The 23,675-nt window shown below is 34.9% G+C and carries 17 protein-coding genes and 1 riboswitch; of the genes, 15 read left to right on the top strand and 2 right to left on the bottom strand.

Annotated features, from left to right (window positions below; genetic code table 11):
* Positions 1-128: 128 nt before the first annotated feature.
* From LACWKB10_RS01685 to murQ, 12 genes are all read left to right on the top strand, one after another.
* The gene (locus LACWKB10_RS01685) at positions 129-1,505 is read left to right on the top strand and encodes a glycoside hydrolase family 1 protein (RefSeq protein WP_034977994.1); all 1,377 of its coding nucleotides are present in this window, start codon (positions 129-131) and stop codon (positions 1,503-1,505) included.
* 16 nt (positions 1,506-1,521) lie between these two features.
* Positions 1,522-2,403 (top strand): ROK family protein, encoded by an 882-nt coding sequence (locus LACWKB10_RS01680; RefSeq protein WP_034977991.1) that lies wholly within the window; start codon positions 1,522-1,524, stop codon positions 2,401-2,403.
* Entirely contained in the window at positions 2,390-3,373 is a 984-nt protein-coding gene (locus LACWKB10_RS01675) for a LacI family DNA-binding transcriptional regulator (RefSeq protein ID WP_034977989.1), read from the top strand. Before LACWKB10_RS01680 ends, LACWKB10_RS01675 begins: the two co-directional genes overlap by 14 nt.
* Entirely contained in the window at positions 3,366-4,694 is a 1,329-nt protein-coding gene (locus LACWKB10_RS01670) for an alpha-L-fucosidase (RefSeq protein ID WP_052060241.1), read from the top strand. Before LACWKB10_RS01675 ends, LACWKB10_RS01670 begins: the two co-directional genes overlap by 8 nt.
* Before the next feature lie 114 nt (positions 4,695-4,808).
* Complete coding sequence (locus tag LACWKB10_RS01665) at positions 4,809-6,125, top strand: PTS sugar transporter subunit IIC (RefSeq protein WP_034977986.1); 1,317 nt, start codon at positions 4,809-4,811, stop codon at positions 6,123-6,125.
* 10 nt (positions 6,126-6,135) lie between these two features.
* On the top strand, positions 6,136-8,391 hold the full coding sequence (locus tag LACWKB10_RS01660) for a glycoside hydrolase family 3 N-terminal domain-containing protein (protein ID WP_034977983.1): 2,256 nt from the start codon (positions 6,136-6,138) through the stop codon (positions 8,389-8,391).
* A 128-nt stretch (positions 8,392-8,519) separates the two neighbouring features.
* Entirely contained in the window at positions 8,520-8,918 is a 399-nt protein-coding gene (locus tag LACWKB10_RS01655; RefSeq protein ID WP_052060240.1) for a nuclear transport factor 2 family protein, read from the top strand.
* 269 nt (positions 8,919-9,187) lie between these two features.
* Positions 9,188-10,552 carry a PTS sugar transporter subunit IIC gene (locus LACWKB10_RS01650; protein WP_034977981.1) on the top strand — a complete coding sequence of 455 codons (1,365 nt, stop codon included), beginning with the start codon at positions 9,188-9,190 and terminating at the stop codon, positions 10,550-10,552.
* A 13-nt stretch (positions 10,553-10,565) separates the two neighbouring features.
* The gene (locus LACWKB10_RS01645; protein WP_034977977.1) at positions 10,566-11,663 is read left to right on the top strand and encodes a DUF871 domain-containing protein; all 1,098 of its coding nucleotides are present in this window, start codon (positions 10,566-10,568) and stop codon (positions 11,661-11,663) included.
* Positions 11,664-11,794: 131 nt separating this feature from the next.
* Complete coding sequence (locus LACWKB10_RS01640; RefSeq protein WP_034977975.1) at positions 11,795-12,856, top strand: DUF871 domain-containing protein; 1,062 nt, start codon at positions 11,795-11,797, stop codon at positions 12,854-12,856.
* Positions 12,857-13,019: 163 nt separating this feature from the next.
* Positions 13,020-14,984 carry a glucose PTS transporter subunit IIA gene (locus LACWKB10_RS01635; RefSeq protein ID WP_081945319.1) on the top strand — a complete coding sequence of 655 codons (1,965 nt, stop codon included), beginning with the start codon at positions 13,020-13,022 and terminating at the stop codon, positions 14,982-14,984.
* Between the two features lie 14 nt (positions 14,985-14,998).
* The gene (gene murQ, locus LACWKB10_RS01630) at positions 14,999-15,898 is read left to right on the top strand and encodes an N-acetylmuramic acid 6-phosphate etherase (protein ID WP_034977973.1); all 900 of its coding nucleotides are present in this window, start codon (positions 14,999-15,001) and stop codon (positions 15,896-15,898) included.
* 218 nt (positions 15,899-16,116) lie between these two features.
* Here the strand turns inward: murQ and LACWKB10_RS01625 are convergent, their stop codons facing one another.
* Both LACWKB10_RS01625 and LACWKB10_RS01620 read right to left on the bottom strand, forming a co-directional pair.
* Entirely contained in the window at positions 16,117-17,403 is a 1,287-nt protein-coding gene (locus tag LACWKB10_RS01625; RefSeq protein WP_034977971.1) for a PTS sugar transporter subunit IIC, read from the bottom strand.
* A 15-nt stretch (positions 17,404-17,418) separates the two neighbouring features.
* Positions 17,419-18,807, bottom strand: a complete 1,389-nt coding sequence (locus LACWKB10_RS01620; RefSeq protein ID WP_034977969.1) for a glycoside hydrolase family 1 protein — start codon at positions 18,805-18,807, stop codon at positions 17,419-17,421.
* A 77-nt stretch (positions 18,808-18,884) separates the two neighbouring features.
* Positions 18,885-18,983: riboswitch (purine riboswitch) on the bottom strand.
* Between the two features lie 362 nt (positions 18,984-19,345).
* Here LACWKB10_RS01620 and LACWKB10_RS01615 point away from each other — a divergent pair.
* From LACWKB10_RS01615 to LACWKB10_RS01605, 3 genes are all read left to right on the top strand, one after another.
* On the top strand, positions 19,346-20,317 hold the full coding sequence (locus LACWKB10_RS01615; protein WP_034977967.1) for a ribose-phosphate diphosphokinase: 972 nt from the start codon (positions 19,346-19,348) through the stop codon (positions 20,315-20,317).
* 164 nt (positions 20,318-20,481) lie between these two features.
* On the top strand, positions 20,482-22,083 hold the full coding sequence (locus LACWKB10_RS01610; protein WP_034977965.1) for an ABC transporter ATP-binding protein: 1,602 nt from the start codon (positions 20,482-20,484) through the stop codon (positions 22,081-22,083).
* Positions 22,073-23,656 carry an ABC transporter ATP-binding protein gene (locus tag LACWKB10_RS01605; RefSeq protein ID WP_034977962.1) on the top strand — a complete coding sequence of 528 codons (1,584 nt, stop codon included), beginning with the start codon at positions 22,073-22,075 and terminating at the stop codon, positions 23,654-23,656. The genes LACWKB10_RS01610 and LACWKB10_RS01605 overlap by 11 nt, the downstream gene beginning before the upstream one ends.
* Positions 23,657-23,675: the final 19 nt, after the last annotated feature.

Below are 23,675 nucleotides of genomic sequence, written 5' to 3'. Positions count from 1 at the left end.
CATCCTTTGGGGTGTCGTTTTTAATTTTTATGTAATCTTGCAGTGAATTAGCTATGTACTTTACTTAATAAAGTCAATTTTATATAATATTATTGAAACGTTTCAAAGAAATGAAATGAGGTTAGAAAATGGTAAAAAAGGTTTTCCCGAAAAACTTTCTGTGGGGCAACTCTACATCTAGTATGCAAACTGAAGGAGCTGTCAAAGAAGGGGGCAAGGGTAAGTCAGTTTATGATACTTATAGAGCAAAAGATGGCAGTTCAATTTGGGATACAGCAATAGATGAATATCACCGCTATCCAGAAGATCTGGATTTGTTTGCTGATTTAGGTATCAATTGCTACCGTTTCCAAATCTCTTGGAGTAGAGTTAATCCCTTGGGTGATGGAGATTTTAATCCTGAAGGAATTAAATTTTATTCAGACTTAATCGATAGCTTACTTGCAAGAAAAATCGAACCAATGATTTGCCTTTACCACTTTGATATGCCATTGAATTTGGCCCAAAAATTTAATGGCTTTAGCAGTCGCCATGTAGTTGATGCTTTTGTTCGTTATGGCAAAAAAATGATTGATATTTTTGGTGAAAGGGTAAAATACTGGCTAACATTTAATGAACAAAATCTATATTTTATGCCTGGAGCAGCAAAAATTGCTGGCAAAATAAAAGGTGATGAAACAATCGATGATTTGTATGTTATTAGTCACAATTTGATGCTGGCTCATGCGCAAATTGCTAATTACTTACATGAAAAAACGAATGATAAAATTGGTGGTATGCTGGCATATAGTGAAGTTTATCCAGCTTCATCAATGCCTAAAGATATTTTATATGCTCGTCAAATAGACGAATTTCTTAATAAAAACTTGCTTGATGCCTTTGTTTTAGGACATTATTCAAATGAAGTAATTAATTTTGTCCAAAAAAATGATATTCAAACTGGTGACTTACCCAGCGATCTTGAAGAAATCAGCAAAATGAAGAGTGATTTTATAGCATTCAGTTATTATCAGAGCTCGACAATTAGCAGCACTCTTGTTCCCGAAAAAATCGCGCCTAATTATTACTTTAAATTTGGTGGGAAAGAGAATCCATTTTTACCAGTAAATGAGTGGGGCTGGTCGATAGATCCAGAGGGCTTTAGGGATGTTCTGACTAAAACCTATAATCAGTATCATGTACCTATGTTTCCTATCGAAAACGGTATTGGATTACGGGAAACATATTACGGTAAAGAAATTCAGGATGATCAGAGAATTGAATACCACAAAGAACATTTACGTGCTTTAAAAAAAGCAATAAATAATGATGGTGTCAAGGTTCTAGGCTATTTGGTCTGGGGGTTAATTGATATTCCCAGTTCTGCTGGTGATATGGATAAGCGTTATGGTATGGTTTATGTTAATCGCACTAATTCCGAACCATTGGATCTCAAGCGTATTCCTAAAAAGAGTTATTGGTGGTTTAAAAAAGTAATAGCAGGTAATGGCGAAAGCCTGAATTAAAAAAGAGGGCACAAATATGAAATTAGCAGTTTTTGATATTGGTGGAACTAATATTAAGTGTGGTAGTTTTCAGGATAATAAGATAACTAAGATAGAAAAATTTGCTACACCCAAGACTTTTACAGGCTTGAAGATACAAATGCATCGATTCATTGATAAGCATGCTTTTGATGGCATAGCTATTAGCGCACCAGGTGCTGTTGATAAGTCAAGTGGCACGATTAAAGGCATCAGTGCAGTACCTTATATTCATGACAGACCAATATTTAAAGAATTACAAGAGGAGTTTTCATTACCTGTTGCAATTGAAAATGATGCTAATTGTGCTGGTATTTGTGAAATTAATATAGGTGCCGGAAAAGATTTTACGAATGTAGCTTTCATTGTGATTGGAACTGGTATCGGGGGTGCAGTTTTTATCAATAAAAAATTATATAAAGGCAATCATTTATTTGGTGGAGAATTTGGTCTCATGCAAACCAGTGATGGTGGAACTCTGGGTACACGGGCAACAGTTGTTAAAGCTGCATCTGAATATGAAAAACAAACCCATGTTGATAATATCGATGGTGAAAAATTATTTCTGTTAGCAGATCAAGGAGATAAATTAGCGCAGGATTTGATTGATAATGTATACAGTTTTTTGGCTGTTGGCTTATACAATATTGAAGTTGCTTTTGATTTCGATGCTTTAATAATTGGTGGTGGTATTTCAGCTCATAAGGGCTTTAGTTCTGAATTATCTAAACGTTTACATGAACAATTGGTAAAAAATAAAGTGGGTGAAATAATGCCTGAAGTCAAAGAGTGCCAGTACCACAATAATGCGAATTTATATGGTGCCGCATATAACTTTATCTCAGATTATGCTATAGAGGTGAAAAATGGCAACAATTAAAGATATTGCTAGTAAGTCAGGTGTATCAGTTGGTTCTATTTCTCGCTATTTAAATGGTATTCATTTAAAAAAAGAGAATGAAGAAAAGATTAAGCAGGCTATCAAAGAGTTACATTACATACCAAATCAAACCGCTAAATCTCTTAAAATGAACAAGTCTTTTTCAATTGGGATACTGGTTGATAACATGGATAATTTTTACAGCTCTCAATTAATAGCAGCTTTGGAGCAATTGTTCGATCATGCCGGCTATTTTTTACTTTTAACCAGTCATCGTAATAATGAAAAAACTTTTGAATTCAAACTAGCAAAATTAATTGAGCGATCTGTTGATGCTTTAATCATTTTGAAAGCGGAAACTAAGTGGACCTCATTTCAAAAAGTTGGGCAACTGCCATTACCGGTTGTTTCAGTTGAAGCCTCATTGCCAGACAAAAAAGTGCCAGAAATCATGAGTGCTGATATGATGGCTTCGCAAAAGGTTGTCACTAAAATACTGCAAAAAAGAAATAAACCTGCTTTTTTGATTCCAACTGAAAGTGACTATGTGCTGCAACAGCGGCTAGCTGGTATCAACGCCGCATGCAAATCAATGGGGGTAACACTTACTCCTGATCAAGTAATTTATGTTAACTACGGTACGACTGAAGCTTACGAAGCAGTTGCAGGATTGAATAAAAAAGGTTTTGACTCAATTTTTGTCACTAATTATACTAATGCTATTCAAGTCGTTCAAGGGGTTCGTGACTGTGGTAAAAAGGTAGGAACAGATATCGCTGTTGCTGGATTTGGCTATTCCCATTTATTACAAAATATGAAATTACCAGTTACTTTAATAAAGCAACCAGTTGAGAAGGTAGCAGAAAAAGTTGCGGAAACAGTATTAAAGCTGCTTGATCATCAGAAAGTTGAAAAGCAGGTTTTTATTAAAGACAAGATATTTTGGCAAAAGGAGTTGCAAGATGAATGAAAAAAATGAGAAAAGACAAGATATAGTTGAGAATAAGAAAGCGCAACAGGAAAGCTATCAAGATTTACCGCAAGCAATCCGAGATAAATTAGAATGGTTTCAAAATCAAAAACTGGGTATTATTTTTCATTGGGGCTTATATGCCCAAGCAGGTATTGTTGAATCATGGCAATTATCAAAAGAAGATGATTGGGCTCGTAAGCATGGTGCTTTTCGCAAAGATCTAAAAGAATTAAGACATGATTATTGGGCATTAAACCATGAATTTAATCCGATAAATTTTGATCCAGAAAGTTGGGCTAAAGCAGCAAAATATGCTGGCTTTAAGTATATGATTTTTACCACAAAGCACCATGATGGTTTTAACATGTACGATACAAAATATAGCGACTATAAGATTACCGGCAAAGATTCTGCTTTTCATAATAATCCATCAGCTGATATTTTAAAATATGTTAATGAGGCTTTTCGCAAGGAAGGAATCGCTATTGGTGCATACTATTCAAAGGCTGACTGGCACTGTCCTTTTTATTGGGAACCGGGCTCTGATCCCCGAGGAAGATATGCAAGCTATGATCCTGTTCAAAAGCCGGAGCTATGGCAAAAATTCCAGAAGTTTGTTGAAAATCAGTTAGTGGAAATTTGTCAAAATTATGGACCAATTGACATATTATGGCTTGATGCGGGCTGGGTTAATGGGGGTCATCATGAATTCTTGCCTATGGAGCAAATTGCCAGAAAAATTTGGCAAATTAAAGCAGATACCCTGATTGTTGACCGCACAATTGGCGGAAAATACGAAAATTATGTTACACCAGAACAACAAATACCTACCATACCTCCACAAAAGGTTTGGGAGTCTAACTTAACTTTGGCTAAAAATTGGGGATATGTACCTAATGATCAATATAAAAGTTTTAGAGAAATACTAGATAATATTGTCAAAATTATTTCACTAGGTGGCAACGTTATTTTAGGGGTTGGACCAAAGCCAGATGGTACATTACCACAACAGGCTTTAAAATTAATGAAAAAACTAGGGGATTGGCTAAAAGTTTTTGGAGAAGCTGTTTATAATACTCGTGGCTGCCCAGAATATGTCAATAAGAATATTTTTATGACGAAGAAAAACTCCGATTATTATTTATTTTACAACAGTGATGAAGCTGGTCATAAAATTTCAGTGAATGATTTGCCAGTAAAATCGAATACAGTTTTAAGCTTAGAAACGGGAAAATCAGTTCTTGTTAACAACAGTATTATTAATTTGCCGAAAACTGCTTTTCCATATGGTGTAATAGAAATTAAATGTGATAAATAGTTTTTAAAAGCACTCAAACTTCTATGTAATCACTTACATTTTTTAGTTGAAACGTTTCCAATATAGAGTTATAATAATATTGTTGAAACGTTTCAATTTTTTAGGAGGAAGAAAATGAGTTGGATTGACAAATTTGCAAATAAGTTGTCCCCGTTAGCAGGAAAACTTAATAATCAAAGGCATTTAGCCGCGATACGTGATAGTTTTATTGTTACAATGCCATTAATAATGGCAGCTTCAGTTTTTGTTTTATTGAATGCATTATTATTTAGTAATGCTGCAGTAAATAAAGTTATAGATCTAAGTAAATTAGCTGATTTAGCTACAATGGTAAATAATGCTACTTTGGGTATATTGGCAATTTTGGTTGCATACAATATCGGTGTTAATTTAGCTACTTGGTATGTTGAAAATAAAAGGGTGAATTCTAAAGCATTCACACCTACTCATGCTGGTGGTTTGTCTGTGTGTTTAATGTTTCTAATGATGCCTGTTAGAAATCAGGTTACATTAGTTTCTGGTAAAACAGCATTAGCAGTTGATGCTTTTCCCCAAAGTTTAACTTCATCATCAGGTTTATTTTTAGCAATGTTTGCAGGAATAGTAGGGACTGAGCTGTTTGTTCGTTTTTCTAAATATGAAAAACTTCAAATTCATATGCCTGATTCCGTTCCTCCAGCAGTTGGATCTACGTTTAATTCTTTAGTACCAGAGGTGCTTGTTATAATTATAATGGTAATTCCAATATATTTAATTACAACATTTCTTGGAAAAAGTATACCAGAGCTTATTTCTATTATTATTCAAACGCCATTAAAAGGATTGGTTCTTTCTGGACCAGGGATGATTTTAATTCAGTTCATATCTGATACTTTGTGGGTTTTTGGATTACATGGTTCAAGTATTCTTTCACCAATTACTGTCGCACCTCAGTTACAATCAATTCAAGAAAATATTCAAGCTTTTGCAAATCACAAGCCAATTCCTAATATAGTTAACGCACCTTTTTTAGGATCTTATGGATTATTAGGTGGCGGTGGATGTGTCATGGCACTGATTATTGCCATATTTTTAGTATCGAAAAAAGAGGATAATCGTAATGTTGCTAAATTAGCAATTGGACCAAGTGTTTTTAATATTGCTGAACCAATCATGTTTGGATTACCAGTAGTAATGAACCCATTATTTATGATTCCCGTAGCTGTTATACCATCAATTAATCTAACCTTGGCATGTATTTTAACTAAAATTGGTTTATTAGGAAAAATGGTGGCAATTTCTCCATGGATTACTCCACCAGTTCTACAAACATGGGTTTCAACAGCAGGAAATATACCGGCAACATTGTTCACAGTAATATTATTAATAATGGATGTTATCATTTATATACCATTCGTGATGGCAAGTAATAAAGTTGTTGAAAAATCTTAAGAGTATAGATATGAATGATTATCAAAATTCCAATTTGCCTATTCAAAATCGAGTAAATGATTTGTTAGGAAGAATGACATTACAAGAAAAAATTGGTCAGGTAAACCAACATTTATATGGTTGGAAATGTTATCAAAAAAGTTCAAAAGACAATTATAGCTTAACGAATTATTTTAAGGAACATGTCAAATGGGGAAATGGAATAGGTGCCTTATATGGCGTTCTGAGAGCTGATCCATGGTCGAAGGTTAATTTTAAAAACGGGATTTCTCTATATAATAGCCAAAAGTTAACAAATAAAATTCAGGAATATGTGATTGAACATTCCAGACTACATATACCTGTATTATTTGTTGAAGAATGCCCCCATGGACATCAAGCACTTGAGAGTCCATCTTTTCCTACTAATATTGGAAAAGGTAATAGCTTTGACTCTTCTCTAATCAAACAAATGGCTGCGGCAGAGTCTGATGAGTTAAAAGCTAAAGGTATCAATTTAGCACTTGTTTCCACTTTGGATTTAGCTAAGGATCCCAGATGGGGAAGAACTGAAGAGTGCTTCGGTGAGGATCCATACCTATCGGCACAATTTTCTGAAGCAATAGTTCAAGGATTTCAAGGAGATCTAATTAATGAAAAAAATAAGATTGGAGATAAGATAGTTAACTCAGCTGAAAAACATGTTGGTGTAGTTCTTAAGCATTTTATTGCACAGGGAGAAGTGCTTGGAGGACATAATTCAGGTTCTGTTAATTTGGGAAAAAATGAATTCATTAATGATTATGAATCTTTGATCCACTCATGTAGGAATGCAGCTGGTATTATGGCTGCTTATAATGATATAGATGGGATCCCTTGTCATGTTAATGAATGGTTGCTAAAAGAAAAACTGCGTCAGGATCATGGCTTTCAAGGGATAATCATGGCAGATGGGACAGCTTTGGATCGGTTAAGTGATTTTTATCCTGATGAGTCTCAGGCTGTTAAGGCTGCTCTTTCAGCAGGGATAGATATCAGTTTATGGGACAATTTATTCCTTAATATTGAAAACGCAGTGAAAATTTATCCTGAATTACTAAAAGATTTAAATCAGTCGGTTTCACGAGTTTTAACTATCAAATTTTTATTAGGATTATTTGATAACCCGTATACTAATGTAACAAGCGAAAAAATTGACCAGATATTGCAAAAAGAAAACGAAATAAATAAGCAATTGTCACTAGAAAGTATGACTCTTGTCAAAAACGAACATAATATTTTGCCAATTAAGAAAACAACGAAGGCAGTAATTGTAGGTCCTAGTGCAGACTCTTGTTACAACTTACTTGGTGATTATAGCGCACCACAAAAAACAAAAATTGAACAAAATACAATTTATAGTGCGCTAAAAGAAAAAATGCCTAGTCTTAAATATACATTAGGGTGTCAAGTTAGATCGAAACAGACAATGAAACAAAAATTAATGGTAGAAGAAGCATCCAAGGGCTCAGATTTGGCAATATTAGTCCTTGGTGGCTCAAGTTCAAGGCGTTTTGATGACAAATTCTTTAATAATGGTGCATTATCTTCAAAAAGCGCAAATATGGATTGTGGAGAAAATGTTGATGTTGCTTCTTTGCAACTTGGTGGTTCGCAAATTGGGTTATTAAAGCAATTAAAAAAAAGCGGTAAAAAAATAATCACCATTTTAATTCAAGGTAGACCATATGATATAAATGAGATTTTATCGCTGTCAGATGCTGTTTTGTTAAGTTGGTATCCCGGCATTTTAGGCCCACAGGCAGTCACCGATATTCTTTTGGGTGATTATAATCCTGAAGGAAAGTTAAGTATTAGCTATCCTATAAATTCAAGTCAATTACCCGTATATTATTATCAGCGTGATTCACAAAAGAATGAGAATTACTATGATGAATCAGGTAGTCCCAAACTTGAATTTGGTTATGGGTTACATTATGGTCAAATAAAAGCAGATATTAATAGTTTGTCATTCACTAGTATGGTTTCCGGTGAAGTAACTATTGATCTTTTGAATAGAAGTAAAATGAAAGTACACGAAACTTTATTGATATTTGCCCAAATAAAAAAATTAGGAGAAATACCTCAAAAATGGCGTTTAATAAAATTTGAAAAAATTAGTTTGAGTGCTAATGAAAGGAAAAAATTGACACTAAACTTTAAAATACCAGTGTATTGCTCTATTGATGAAATTTATCAAACAAAAGTTAAATTATATAATCAGGTTTTTGAAAATAATAAGTTATAAATGTGAATTACTAATTTTAATAAAAATAGTATTTAGATTATTTAGAAGTTAGATTAGATGCTTATACATAATAAGACTAATATAGAAGTGGAAATATATAATTCGCTTAAAATTAGGAGATGAATATTATGTTATCAAATTCCAGTCAAACTATAGAAAATGAACAAACTATCAGAGATTACTTTAACTCTTGGATTAAAAAAGATTTTTCTAATCTTGATAGTTGGTTTAGCCAAGATGTTTATTACCGTGAATGCTACGGTGCTACTTATGAAGGACTAGATGAGTTAAAAGCCTATATCAATTCAAAGTCTAAAGAGCAGACAGTTTTAAAATGGGATATTTATAACATTGAACAAACTGATACTGATAAATTTGTTGTTACTTGGTATTTTGATGCTGTAGAAAAAGAGGAATATTGCTTCGATGGAGTGTCACTAATAGAGTTTACTGGGAATAAGATAAAGAAAGTTGTGGAATATTCAACTAAACATGAAACCTTTCGTCCTTTTAAAGATAAACTCTAAATCAAAGTGATTCCTATTGAATGTGGCAAATAATAGATGAATACTTTTATTAAATAATAATTAAAAAGATGTATTTTATTAGTAAAAAAATATGGTATATACCATTTTAATCACTTGACTAATATCGATTAGAGAATATTGAACTATATTGGTGTAGACCAAAGTCATAAAACTTACAGCCACAATAATTTCCGCCTGTAAAATGGTAAACGTTTCCATTTGCTATGGTATAATGCAAGTGTAGTGAAATATTAGTAGGAGGAATTATTATGAATGCTATAATTAACTGGCTAAACAAGCATCTCGTTCCTGTTGCGGCTAAGATCGGCTCTCTTCGCTGGCTTGTTGCACTGCGTGATGCCTTTATCTCCATTATGCCTATTATGCTGGCTGGTTCAGTAGCTAGTGTATTAAATGCCATCTTTAGGGATGTTCCCACTAACCTAGGATGGATGGGCGTTGTTAACTCAATGCAATGGCTCATTAGTATTAATGGACTGGTTTGGACAGGTTCAACAGCGATTCTAGGATTGCTGTTTGCCTTCACGTTTGGCTATCAAATGTGTATCCAATATAAAGTTGAACCAATCGCAGGTGGCCTGCTTACATTAGGTACCTTTATCATGAGCTTGCCTCAGAGTTTTTCAGCTGACTTGAAAAATGTTCTTACTAAGGGAGATATAAAAACATTAACTGATGCTCAAATGGCTGTTAATGGCAAGAATATTAGTGCTTGGGGATGGTTTAATTTTAGCAAGTACTTTGGTGCTTACGGCTTCTTTACCATTATGATTATGGGTGCCATTTCTGTTGCAATATATATTGCTTTAGTAAAGAAACATATTACTATTAAAATGCCTGACAGTGTTCCGCCAGCTGTTTCTAATGCCTTTACAGGTATTATTCCTGCGACTGCTGGTTTGTTCGTTGTTGGTATTATTGACTATCTATTCACTCTTAAAAACACAACAGTTATTGACTTAATTGCCAAAACAATTCAAGAGCCTCTAATGAAGATGGGTCAAGGATATGGCTCGTTGTTACTGATTGTATTCTTAGTCCAACTGTTTTGGTTCTTTGGTATCCATGGTACCAATGTATTGGCACCAGTTACAGAAAGTATTTGGACTACTGCACTGATTGCCAATACTAATGCACATAAGGTGCAAAAAGCATTACCGTATATGTGGACTAGAAGTGACTTTGACCTTTATGTTTGGATCGGTGGTGCAGGTTCAACTCTGTTACTCATTTTAGCTGTTCTTGCTTTTTCAAAGCGTGAAGATGAACGTGCTGTTGCTAAGATTTCTCTCGTACCTGGAATCTTCAACATTAATGAACCTATGATGTTTGGTATGCCAATTGTTTTGAATCCAATTTACATTATTCCATTTATTCTTGCTCCATTAGTTATGGTATCAATTGCATATGGTGCTCTAAGTCTTGGCTTGGTAAACCGGGTTGCCGTACAGACAACTTGGGCAATGCCGCCATTCCTTAATTCAATAATGGCAACGATTGATTGGCGTCCAGTTATTTTACAAATTGTTAATATGGTCGTAGGTTTCTTGATTTATGTACCATTTGTTATTGCTTCTAATAACATGGATCCTAAAAAAGTTAATAAAGTTTAAGGAGCAATAGTTTATGAAGCAATTAGGTATTTCACTTTATCCCGAGCAAAGTACATTTGAACAGGATAAAAAATATATGGATTTAGCCCATCATTATGGCTATAGCAGAATATTTACATCACTTTTGCAATTAAAAAGTGCAAGTGGAGAAGATATACTTGCAAAGTTAAAGAAAGATGTAGCTTATGCTAATGAACTAGGCTTTAAAACGGTAGTAGATATTAACCCTGTTTTATTTAAAGAACTAAAAATTGATTACAATGATCTTGTTTTTTTCCATAACTTAGGTGTCTGGGGCTTGCGTTTAGATGAAGGTTTCAGTGGCATGGAAGAGGCTTCAATGACTCATAATCAATATGGATTAAAAATTGAACTTAATATGAGCAGGGGAACCAACTACCTAGATAGTATCATGGCTTATAATCCGGAGAATGATAATCTAATTGGTTGTCATAACTTTTATCCACAAGAATATACGGGATTAAGTGAAAAAATTTTTAATGAATATTCACAAAAGTATCGTGATTATGGATTGCATACAGCTGCGTTTATTTCATCAAAAAATGCTAAATTTGGTCCGTGGCCTGTTCATGAAGGCTTACCTACACTTGAAAGTGATCGTAAGCGGAGCATTTTTAGTCAGGTTACTCACTTACGCTTGAGTAAAATGATTGATGACATTATTATTGGAAACGCTTTTGCCAGTGAAGATGAGTTAGCTGCTGCAGCAAATGCTTTTAACAGTTCATTTCCTACTTTAGAAATCGATTTTGAAGATGATGTTTTACCAATTGAGCAAACGATTTGCTTAAAAGAGCCTCATTTGTATCGCGGTGATGCTTCTGCATTTCTGTTACGCGACACGCAGCCTCGTGTTGTTTATGCTAAGGAGGATATTCCAGCTCATAATAATGACAAATCCTCTTTTGCAAGAGGAGATATAGTTGTTGTTAATGATAAATATCCGAGGTATAAAGGAGAGCTTCAAATTGTTTTAACACCGTTTGTTAATGATGGCAGACGTAATCTTGTAGGACACTTACATCCCGATGACTTAGACTTGTTAAAATCTATTGAACCTTGGAGTACGTTTATATTGCAAAAAAGTTGATTATATTGACTTGATTATTAAAAATCGTGGACAATAGTTCACGATTTTTTTAGTTACTCATAATCTCCGTATATATAAAATAGTATAATAATGTCTGTAAGTGATTTCACATTTAAAGGGGAGAAAAATGTATGTTAGGTTTTTCAATTTATCTCAACCGTGATTTAACGGCTGATGATTATAATTATTTACTTGCAATGCGGAATGCGGGATTAACAACTATTTTTACTTCACTGCATATTCCTGAAGATGATCCTAAAATAATAGTGAGAAGATTAACAGAATTGACTAAATGGTGTAAAAATCTAGAAACTGATATCATTGCTGATGTTTCTGAGAGTGGTATGGCAAGGCTAGGGCTTTCACTTGAAAATGAAGAACAGGTTGAAAGCTTAGGCTTGACTGGACTTAGAATAGACGATAACGTGTCAGCAGCTATTATTGCTAAACTATCGCAGAAAAGGCCTATAGCTCTGAACGCTAGTACTATTAATGAGGATGACATCACAGCTTTACGAGAACACGGCGCTAACTTCGAAAACTTACAAGCTTGGCATAATTTTTATCCTCGTCCAGAAACCGGTCTGGATTCGAATTGGTTAAAAGAGAAAAATGATTGGTTACATCACGTGAATCTGGAAACGATGGCATTTGTCGCTGGTGATGCTGTTTTACGTGGTCCAATTCATGCTGGATTACCTACTTTGGAAAAGCAAAGAGGAGAGAATCCTTTAGCAGCAATGTTGGAATTAAAACATTTGGGTTGTGATCATGTTTTTATCGGTGATGCTTCTTTGTCAGCGCAAATGATTGACAGTTTCAAAAATTATACTAAAAAGAAGATTATAACCCTTCATGTTAAGGAAAAAATACCCAAGCTGTTTCAATATGAATGGCATAATAGACCAGACGTAGCGCGTGATGTTGTTAGGCTTAATGAAGGACGCAGCCGTCAGCTTTTTGATGTCGCACCTCAGGAAAGTCCTAAATTTCGAACTAAAGGAACAATTACTTGTGACAATACGAAATATTTACGTTATCAAGGTGAATTGCAAATAGCTAAACGTGATCTGCCTTCCGATAGCAAAGTTAATATTTTGGGACATGTGGCTGCATATGATTTACCCCTTTTGGATCAAATAGAGTCGGGACAAAAAATTTTTTTTGAACCTGTCACGAATAAATTGGAATAACTTTTTATATCATATAAATTTAGAAATAATGACAAATCTATAATTGCTTATTTTAAAAATGGTATAATCCAATGAACTATGTATTTTAGCAAAATTACATCATAGATTGCAAATTGGTCTAATAAATAATATACTTATTTTGTCTTTAAAAAAGGAGGAAAAAATGAGTACAGATAAATATTCCGAAATAGGCCAAGAAATCTATGATCATATTGGTGGTATTGCAAACGTTAAATCTTTATACCATTGTATGACCAGAGTGAGAATTACGGTCAGGGATAAATCTAAAGTGGATTTAGCTGGTTTAAAACAAGTTAAAGACATTTTGGGAGTAGTTGATGGTGAAACGCTGGAAGTAGTTTTAGGTCCTGGTGTAAATGCTAAAGTTGCTCAAAGCATGGTTAATGCAGCTGGAGTAAATGAAAATGATCCTTTTCCAGATGTAACAGCTAAGGAAAGTTCTTATCAAAAAGACAAGAGCGAAGTTATGGAGAAAGCTGAAGAAGTTCACGTAGCCCATAAAGCCAGCTTAAAGCAAACTTGGTGGCGTATTGTCTTGCAACATATTTCGGCTATCTTTATACCTTTAATTCCAGCATTTGTTGGTGCCGGCTTAATTTCCGGTGTATCAGGTATTTTAAGAAATATGTTGACAGCCAAAATGCTGCCGGCAAGCTGGAACCTGGGCATCACCGTTTTAGGTGTGATTGCAAATGGATTATTTTTCTACTTAAATATTTATGTTGGTATTAATGCTGCTAAAGAATTTAATGCCACACCTGGACTTGGTGGGATCATCGGTGGAGTGGTGCTGTTGCCTGGTGTAGTGGCTCCTATGGTAATACCAAATATTTTTAATGGTGAGCCATTAGCTGCTGGACAGGGTGGTATTATTGGAGTTTTACTTGCAGTATGGCTTCTGTCATATGTTGAAAAATTCTTCCACAAATATATGGCTGATTCAGTTGATATTATTTTTACTCCATTTTTAACTTTATTAATAATGGGATTAATTACTATTTTTATCATTATGCCTTTTGCTGGTTGGGTTTCAAACTCACTCGTTGGCGGAATTAACTGGGTCTTAAAGGTTGGTGGACCTGTTGCCGGCTTTATTTTAGGTGCAGTGTTCCTACCAATGGTTATGTTTGGCCTGCATCAAATTTTAACGCCAATTCATGTGCAAATGATTCAAAAGATGGGTTATACGCCGCTTTTGCCTATTTTAGCAATGGCGGGTGCCGGACAAGTAGGTACTGCAATTGCTTTATGGGTTAAATGTCGTAAGAACAAAGAATTAACTAAACTAATTAAGGGGGCTTTGCCCGTCGGAATTTTAGGAGTGGGCGAACCACTAATTTACGGTGTTTCTCTTCCTTTAGGTCGTCCCTTCATTACTGCATGTTTAGGTGGTGGTATTGGTGGTGCCGTTTTAGGAGCCTTCGGCAATGTTGGCTCAATTGCTATTGGTACATCTGGTATTGCCTTAATTCCGTTAATTGCCCACAATAAAGCATTAAATTATTGTATTGGTCTATTAGCAGCTTATATTGGCGGTTTTATTCTAACTTATTTCTTTGGCGTACCTAAGAGCGCTGTAGTTGCTAAAAATGAGGATGGCTCTTTTGTTAACCCCGAGAATAATGAAACAAGTCACGAAAGTGTTGAAGTTAATTTAGCCAGTCCTGTGAATGGTGAATTGGAAGAATTATCTGCAGTAAAAGATGATGTTTTTGCTCAAAAAATGCTGGGAGACGGCTTTGCTGTGATACCTGATAATGATGGTAAAATTGTTGCTCCAGTTGATGGACGTATTTTAACAATTATGGATACGAAACACGCAGTTACAATGGAATCAGATCAAGGTCCATTGGAATTAGTCTTGCATTTTGGAATTGACACTGTTGAATTAAAGGGTGCTCCATTTGAAATAAAAGTAAAAAGTGGACAGTATGTTAAACGAGGCGATGTTATTGCTCAAATGGATGTTCCAGCTATCAAAGCTGCGGGCAAGCCAACAGACGTGATGGTAATGATTAACAATATGGAAGATGTCACAAGTATTTCTCCTATTGCTACAGGCAAGGTTACTGCAAATCAGATTGTTGCAACTGTAAAAACGAATTAATTTACGGATAGAATATGGAAATTAAAAACTTAGAAACTGAAGCGCGAAATCCAGCAACAACACACATTGATACAATGTCTACATTGGATATGGTCAAAACGATCAATGCTGAAGATCAAAAAGTAGCTCTTGCTGTAGCAGGAGAGAGCGATCAAATTGCTAAAGCAATTGATCAGGCTTCCACAAGATACTCTGCTGGAGGACGCTTAATATATATTGGCGCCGGAACTAGTGGACGATTAGGCGTGCTTGATGCAGCTGAACTAGTTCCGACATACGGTATTAAGCCGGAAAGAGCAATTGGCTTGATGGCAGGTGGCAAAAAAGCTATGTTTGCTGCTGTAGAGGGTGCAGAAGATTCGGCATCACTGGGAGAAGCCGACCTGAAAAATCTTAAATTAACGGCAAATGATATTGTTATTGGCTTAGCTGCCAGTGGCCGAACTCCTTATGTTATTGGTGGGTTAAAATATGCCGCTAAAGTCCAAGCTCTAACTATAGCCGTAGCTTGTGTGCCAAATTCAGTGATAGGTCAAATCGCTGAAATTGCAATTAATGCTGTGGTTGGTCCTGAAGTGATAACCGGCTCAACACGTATGAAAGCCGGTACTGCTCAAAAAATGATTTTAAATATGATCTCAACCGGTGTAATGATAAGACAAGGCAAAGTTTATCAAAATGTGATGGTTGATGTGCAACCAACCAATGATAAGCTAGTTGATCGTGCTTGCCGTATTATTAGTGAAACGGCAGGAATTCCGACTGCTAAAGCTCTAAGCTTTTTAAAAAAAGCAGACAATGATGTTGCTCTTGCAATAGTGATGGCTAAAGCGGGTAAAAGTAAGCACGAAGCTGCACAATTGTTAACTGAACATCATGGCATTGTGAGTGACGTATTAAATAGTTTGAATTAAAAATTTTAGTTAAGTGTTCCTTAATAGCTAAAGCTATAATTATAAGGTACACTTTTTTAATTCCAAATAATATAGAAAAGAAAATTTCTATTATTAACTAACAATAAGGAGAGAAAGTTTTCAAATAAAAAGAACTAATTTCGCTTGAATATTGGAAATTAGTTCTCAATAGAATTTAGTTTTTTAATTGAATAAGAAATTTGATTAAAGCTCTGTTGCTAACTGTTTTCTTCCTTTAATAAGCTTCTTTCGTAAATTTTCATGAATGGGTAATACATTAAGCCATCAATTACAATCAATAATATTACTAATATTGGAGCCCGCCAATCCATAGTTGATAAAAATGCTCCAATTGGCGCCGGCATTTGCCATGAAAATAGTGCAAATGTCTTCTTTACCAATCCAAATGACATTGAAAGGTAACTGAGGATAGCGTTAACCGTGGAAGTAAAAATAAAGGGAATGAAAAAGATTGGGTTTAGCATTAACGGGGTACCAAATATCATAGGCTCAGAAATTCCAAATAGTGCTGGAATTAAACCCACTCTACCCACTGTTTTTAGTTGCTTAGATTTCGAAAATGACATTATAATCGCTAAAGCTAATACTGAACCGCAGCCACCGATAATAACAAAGTAAACCCAAAAAGGAGTAGTGAAAATTCTTGGTAGTGCTTTGCCTGCTAACTTAGCGCTAGCATTGATAGAGAGATTACCATCACGAATTGGTCCCAGAATACCAGCGAGAGCAGCATCGTGAATACCGAAAAACCAAAAGAGCTGTACTAAAATAGTTAAAAAGATTGTTGCTGGCAAGCTGTCTGCAACCTTAAAACTTGGTGATAAGAAGCTGTAAATGGCTTTAACTGCTGTAGTATGGTTTGCTTGACAAATTATAAAAATAATTGCGTCTACTGCTAAAATCACTAGTGCTGGAACAAATGAAGCAAAACTTTCTGATAAAGCTGATGGCACTCCTTTAGGCATCTTAATACGACCAAAATCGTGCTTACGCATTGCGTGGTACGCTTCCGTTGTTAGAATAGCAATCAAAATGGCAATGATAATTCCACGGCCATCCCAATAACTAATGTCTGCAAAATTTCCAGTGAAGCCGAGTTTTTTAGGATCAAAAACTAACATAAAAAATCCTGCTAAAGAAAACATAATAGGCGATAGAGGATTTTCTTTATAATGCTGGCATAAAAAGTAGGTAATACCAACGCAAATAAAAACTGACATTGCGCTCATCGAAACGGAACTTAACCAAGAAAGAGTTAAAGCATTCTTTTGAGCAAAGTGAGCCCAAGCTATTAATAAGCCATTACTATGTTTGGTAACAGGTGGCGCAGCACCGATTATGACAAAAATTGAACCAAACAATGTGATTGGCAGAAGTGTCATAAAAGTGTCTCTAATTGCTGCAAGATGACGTTGATTGGCCATTTTATTAGCAAATGGTGTAATGTGTTTATCCATCCAAGAAGTAATTTTTGTAGTTTCCATGTTCAAACTCCTACTTTAGTATTCCCTACGTTCAATCAATTTACCATTTGAATTAATAATTTCTTTGTACCAAAAGTAGGAAGCTTTTGGCTTACGCTTTAATGTTGAAAAATCGACGGCTACTAAGCCATAACGTTTTTCGACCCCGTTCATCCATGAATACAGATCAAATGGGGACCAGGTAAAGTAACCTCTGACATCAGCTCCTTTGTCTTGTGCATTCATCAAAGCATTTATATGATCATTCATAAAGGAAATGCGGTAGTCATCCTTGACTTCACTTACATTAATATTTTCATGAAAGCCAACACCATTTTCTGTCACATAGATAGGCAAATGATATTTTTGGTATGCACGAATTAAGCCATCCTCTAACCCTTTGGGATATATTTCAGTATCCCATTCAGTGTATTCACTATTTGGATCCATTACCTGTTCAAACCAGTTTTTTATTCTCATTTGAGTTGAACCTTTTTTACCGGAATTGTTAAATACCATTTTCGTTTCGCCGGAAGTATATGGTTTTACTAATGTACGGGCGTAATAATTTAAACCTAAAAAATCAACTGTATTTTCCGCTATTGTTTTTAGAAGGTCAGGTTTCATGAAAGAAATATCATTAGTCTCACTAAGTTTAGCTATCAAATCAATGGGAAAACTACCTAGTGCAGCGGTATCTAAAACCCAGTTGTTAGCATAATTATCAGCATTCCGCATGGCGATTTTGGTTTCTATTGTATCGTCTATGCCATCAATTGGTGAATAACTATGAACAATGCCTATTTGTCCCTGAAAATTTCCCTGACGAAATTTTTGAATAGCTAATGCACTGGCATACATCACGTTAAAACCGCAAGTGATCGTGTGTTGTAGATCATGTTCAGCCGGCGGATAGTTGCCAATCAAATAGCCATTGACAGTAAACCATTTTGGTTCGTTAAAAGTTGTCCAGAGCTTAACTTTATCGCCAAAAGCTTTAAAACAAACTTCAGCGTAGTGGGCAAAAGCACGGCTGGTGTCGAGATTGAGCCAGCCACCAACCTCTTGCCAGTACTGTGGCAGATCCCAGTGATAAAGCGTCACAAAAGGCGTTATGCCATTTTTAAGGCAACAATTAATTAGTTTATTGTAAAACTCAATTCCTTTCGGATTAATGTCCCCGGTACGATTTTTGATAATGCGGGGCCAAGACAAAGAAAAACGGTATGCATTTTGACCACCATCCTTCATCATTTTGATATCTTCTTCAAAATGATGATAATGATCGCTAGCTACATCACCGTTTTCTAAATTATTTTCATGTAAATAATGATCCCACATGGATTCAGCCTTATCATCAATATTCCAGGCACCCTCACACTGATAGGATGCTGTAGCGCCGCCCCAAAGGAAATTACTATTCATATTTGCCTCCCTTTCAAAAGTAAAACACAAAAAAATCTTTTTCTAGTGCATAGAAAAAGACCGGAAGAACTTAAAAGTTCTCTTCACCTTTTATCTATAGTACGTAATTTACGGTTAACGTGTAGAAACTGCCGACCTCATTTCGACATTATATAGATATTTGTTTATGTTTTGAATTTTAGCAAAGTAAAAGTTTTTCTTCAATGACTTTTTGATCAAGCAAAAGTATCCAAAAATGGCTAAATACGCAATAAAACAATATTCATATAGCTAAAATAACTGGTGAAAATATTTTTTGCAAGAGTAAAAACTGAATACGTGAAGTACTTAAACTTGACAGTCATTTTTTCAAATAGTATCAACTTTCATTTTGGTATTCACTGGAGTTTAGCTAAAAACTTATATAATTTACTTCATAAACTAAGATTCAGGGCTTGAATGTCGTTCGTTAAAGTTGAATAATAATATCAGAAGTAACTTTTTCAGACAACTTTTGGTAAAATAATAAGTTGTTAACAATTTTAATACGGAGGAAATTATGTCTTATAAAGACAATATGATGTTGTTTGCCCTCAATTCCAATGTTCCGCTGGCGGAAAAAATTGCACAGCGGGTGGAAGTGCCACTGAGTAAGTCCAGTGTGCAACGCTTTAGCGATGGTGAAATTCAAATTAACATTGATGAATCTGTTCGGGGTAAGGATGTATATTTGATTCAGTCAACCAGTGTACCGGTTAATGATAACCTAATGGAATTGTTGATCATGATTGATGCTGTGCGCCGTGCAAGTGCACAAACAATTAATATCGTGATTCCTTACTATGGTTATGCTCGGCAAGATCGTAAGACTAGACCACGTGAACCAATTACTGCTAAGTTAGTAGCTGACATGCTGCAAGAAGCTGGAGCAACCAGAGTCTTGTCACTGGATTTGCATGCACCACAAATTCAAGGATTTTTCGATATTCCTGTTGATAATTTAATGGGTGCACCATTACTTGCTGATTACTTTTTGAGAAACAAACTACAAGAAGATGCTGTTGTCGTTTCGCCTGATCATGGTGGAGTAACCCGTGCTCGCAAACTGGCTGAGTTTTTGAAGACACCTATTGCGATTGTAGATAAGCGTCGTCCTCGCGCAAATGTTTCTGAAGTAATGAATATCATTGGCAATGTCAAGGGTAAACGTGCAATCATTATTGATGACATGATTGATACAGCAGGCACTATTACACTAGCTGCTCAAGCTTTAATAGATGCTGGAGCTACTGAAGTTTATGCCAGTGCTACTCACGCAGTTTTATCAGGTCCAGCTATCCAAAGATTGAATGATTCTCCGATTAAAAATTTGGTATTGACAGATTCTATTAATCAGCCAGTAGAAAAGAAGTTGGAAAAAACTCTTCTGGTTTCAGTAGGTCCGCTTATTGGGGATGCAATCAAATGCATTCAAAAACATGAACCACTCAGTCCTTTATTTAACACTAGATACGAAAAAGATAAACATTAATAAATTATAAAATTTACTAAGATCTGCTTAACTTAAGCAGATCTTTTAGTTTGGCAGAATTACCACTTAGTCTGCTTTATTGACCCCTTAGTGAAATTCTATTGCATTTAAAATAAAATTAAAGTTTAATAAAAACATACAAAAGATGAAAGGATAAAAGAGCAATGTCACTTAAAAATCTTTTTAAAACCAATATTTTTCGGGGTATTTTCATTCTAATTATTTTCTTATGTTATTCCATTTGTGGAACATTGGCAACATACCTTTTTAAATATGCAATCAATGATTTAACAAAAGGCAACTGGGACAGATTTGTATTTTGGTTAGTCATTGATTTTATTGTATCAATCTTTACTGTTTTGACCTTACCATTAGGAACATTTTTGTTTAATAAGCAAGTTCAAGAATGCTTACATAATATTCGTTCCCAAATAATGCGGCGGTATTACAATTCTGGCGGTTATAAGGTATCAGAAATACAAAATGAGTTAGGCAATAATCTCAAGGTTTTAACAGACGATTATGCTACGCCTTGGATTCAAATTTGGACCAACTTGTTAAGTCTTATCTTCGCAATTGGTACATTGATAACTCTTCACTGGTCATTAATTTTATTTGTTGCTGTAGCGGCAATTATTGTGTTGACTCTACCTAAAATTATGACAAAAAAGTTATCTAATTCCACAGCTGCAGCAGCCAAGAAAAACGCGCAGTTTTTAAATACAATTGAAAATTGGTTTTCTGGTTTAAGTGAATTGCGCAGATACAGTGCAAGCGGCCGACTAGATAGAGCACTTGGTCAAGATAGTCGGAAACTGGCAGAAGCCAATGTTTATAGAAAAAAAGTACAAGGAATCTCGATTAGTATTAACGGCTTAGGTAATGCTATTGGTCAAATTGGGTCAAGTTTATTCAGTGGACTACTATTTTTTAATCATATAATCACTTTGGGTGATTGGTTTATAACAGGTAGCTTTGCTTCGACCATTTTTAATGGTCTCTGGGAAGTTATTAACGCAATGACGCAAATGAGATCAACCAAAAAGTTACGTCAGGAAATTGCTGATTTAACAAAATCAATACCTGAAAAGAAGCCTGGAACGGTTGTTTATGGTGTTGAATGTCACAATTTGAAAGTGCAATATCAAAATGGAGAAAGTATATCTTATCCTGATTTTACTATTAATAAAGGCGATAAGGTCTTACTTTCAGGAGATTCAGGCACAGGTAAGTCAACTCTATTCAAAGTCCTGCTGGGACAACTTAAGCCCAAAACTGGTGAGGTCTACTTTACTGCTCAAGATGGGACTAAAATATCGCCTCAGCAAGCTCGACTAGGTTACATAGCACAAGATGCAACGCTCTTTCCTGATACTATTGCAAATAATATTACGATGTTTAACAGTAAATTGGTTAGCAAACTAAAAGAAGCTGTCCAAAAAGTTCAGTTGGTACCAGATTTAGCAAAGTTTCCAAATCAAATTAATACAACGGTTGATTTAGATCAAGGCAATTTATCAGGTGGACAAAGACAAAAAGTAGTTTTAGCCAGGGCTGAAATTCATGATGAACCATTTTTGTTACTTGATGAAGCAACTAGTGCAGTTGATAGTAAGTCTACCAGTGAAATTATTGGCAATTTGCTCGATACCGATAAAACACTTTTAATGATTGCACATAACTTCAGTCCGGAACTAAAAGACAAGTTTGATTATCAAATCAATTTAAAATCAAATAAAAAATCAGGTAATCAAAATGACAATTAAAGAATTTTATAGGATAAATCCTTTACGCTTTATTGTTTTACTTTTAATCAATATTGGTTTCTATTGTCTTTTAATAATTACTACTTTAATCAGCATGCTTTTAACAACGGCAATTCAGATGGGAAACTTTAAAAACTTTTTAATTGCTATTTTATATTCCTTTCTATGCGTAATATCAGATTATTTAATGCAAGGGCTGTCAAACTACCTTTTGTCGCGACAAGAAGAACAATATAACATTGCAATCAGAGCAAAAACTGTTAGTCATTTTTATGCAGATCAAAAAGACCATGCAGTAGCACAAGTTCAAAACCGGTTAACCAATGATATAGTTCAAAGTCAGCAAAATTATATTACTCCTTTTTTTAGCTTAATTGGAGGAGTAGTCATTATAGTTTCTACCATTATATTATTGGTTTCATTACATTGGAGTTTGCTTGTTACCATATCAATAATGGTACTAATCTCCTTAATTTTGCCAAAGCTGTTGGAGAAGCCCTTACAAAATTCAATGATTCAAGTTTCTAAGACCAACCAAAAATATCTAGATTGCCTGGAGAAATGGCTTAATGGACTTGCAGAAATACAACGCTATTTTAGTGGTGCAAAATTATTTAAGGTAACGAATAAAGCTGCTAAAAATTTAGAAGATGCTAATGTTAAACAGAATGGTGTTATGCAACTACTAACCGTAATAAATGGTCTAGTATCGGCTATTTTCTCTTTGATTTTATTTTCATTAGTCGGTTATTTGTTTCAACAAAAACTAGTTGTGTTTGGTGCCATTACCGGAGTAGGCAACTGCCAATCATATTTGAGACAGGGAATTCAGTTTATAGTAACCTCTTATGGGAAAATGAAGGGGTCCGAAACTCTAAATAAAGAAATTGCTAAAACAGCGACACCAGTAGAAAAGGTGCAAACTACAAAAAAGGTAAGACCAGTTGCGATTAGCACTCACAATCTGAATTTACAATTTCCCAATGGTGAAAGGTTGCAGTTTCCTGATATTAATATTGAACAAGGTGAAAAAATATTGTTGACTGGAGATTCAGGAGCTGGCAAATCAACATTGTTTAAACTTATTTTAGGACAAATCAAGCCAAGTTCTGGACAAATCATATTTAAAGATAAAGATGGTTCAAGGATTAATCCAGATATGAGTAAAATTGGCTATATTCCGCAAGACCCTGTGCTTTTTCCGGTAACCATTGCTGATAACATGACTATGTTTTCCGATAAATTAAAAAGTGCACTGCCACAATTAGTTGAAAAAGTTCAACTTGCTGGCGATATTGCCAAGTTTGATGATGGTTTAGAACAAAAAATCGATTTAAACAAATTGAATATTTCTGGTGGTCAAAGACAAAAGATTGTTCTAGTACGAGCTTTAGTCCATCAAAGTGAAATTTTTTTGATTGATGAAGGAACCAGTGCTATTGACCAGCAAGCGACAATGCAAATTTTGCGGGAAATCACATCGAGTTCTGCTACAGTAATCTTTATTGCACACAGCTTTAATGATCAGATGAAAGAAATGTTTGACAGAGAAATTCACTTAACGAAAACATAAAGCAATAAAAAGGAGGTAA

Origin of the sequence: Lactobacillus sp. wkB10, from assembly GCF_000760615.1 — a bacterium.
Classification (GTDB): Bacteria; Bacillota; Bacilli; order Lactobacillales; family Lactobacillaceae; genus Lactobacillus; species Lactobacillus huangpiensis.
This window is presented reverse-complemented; position numbering and strand designations above follow the sequence as displayed.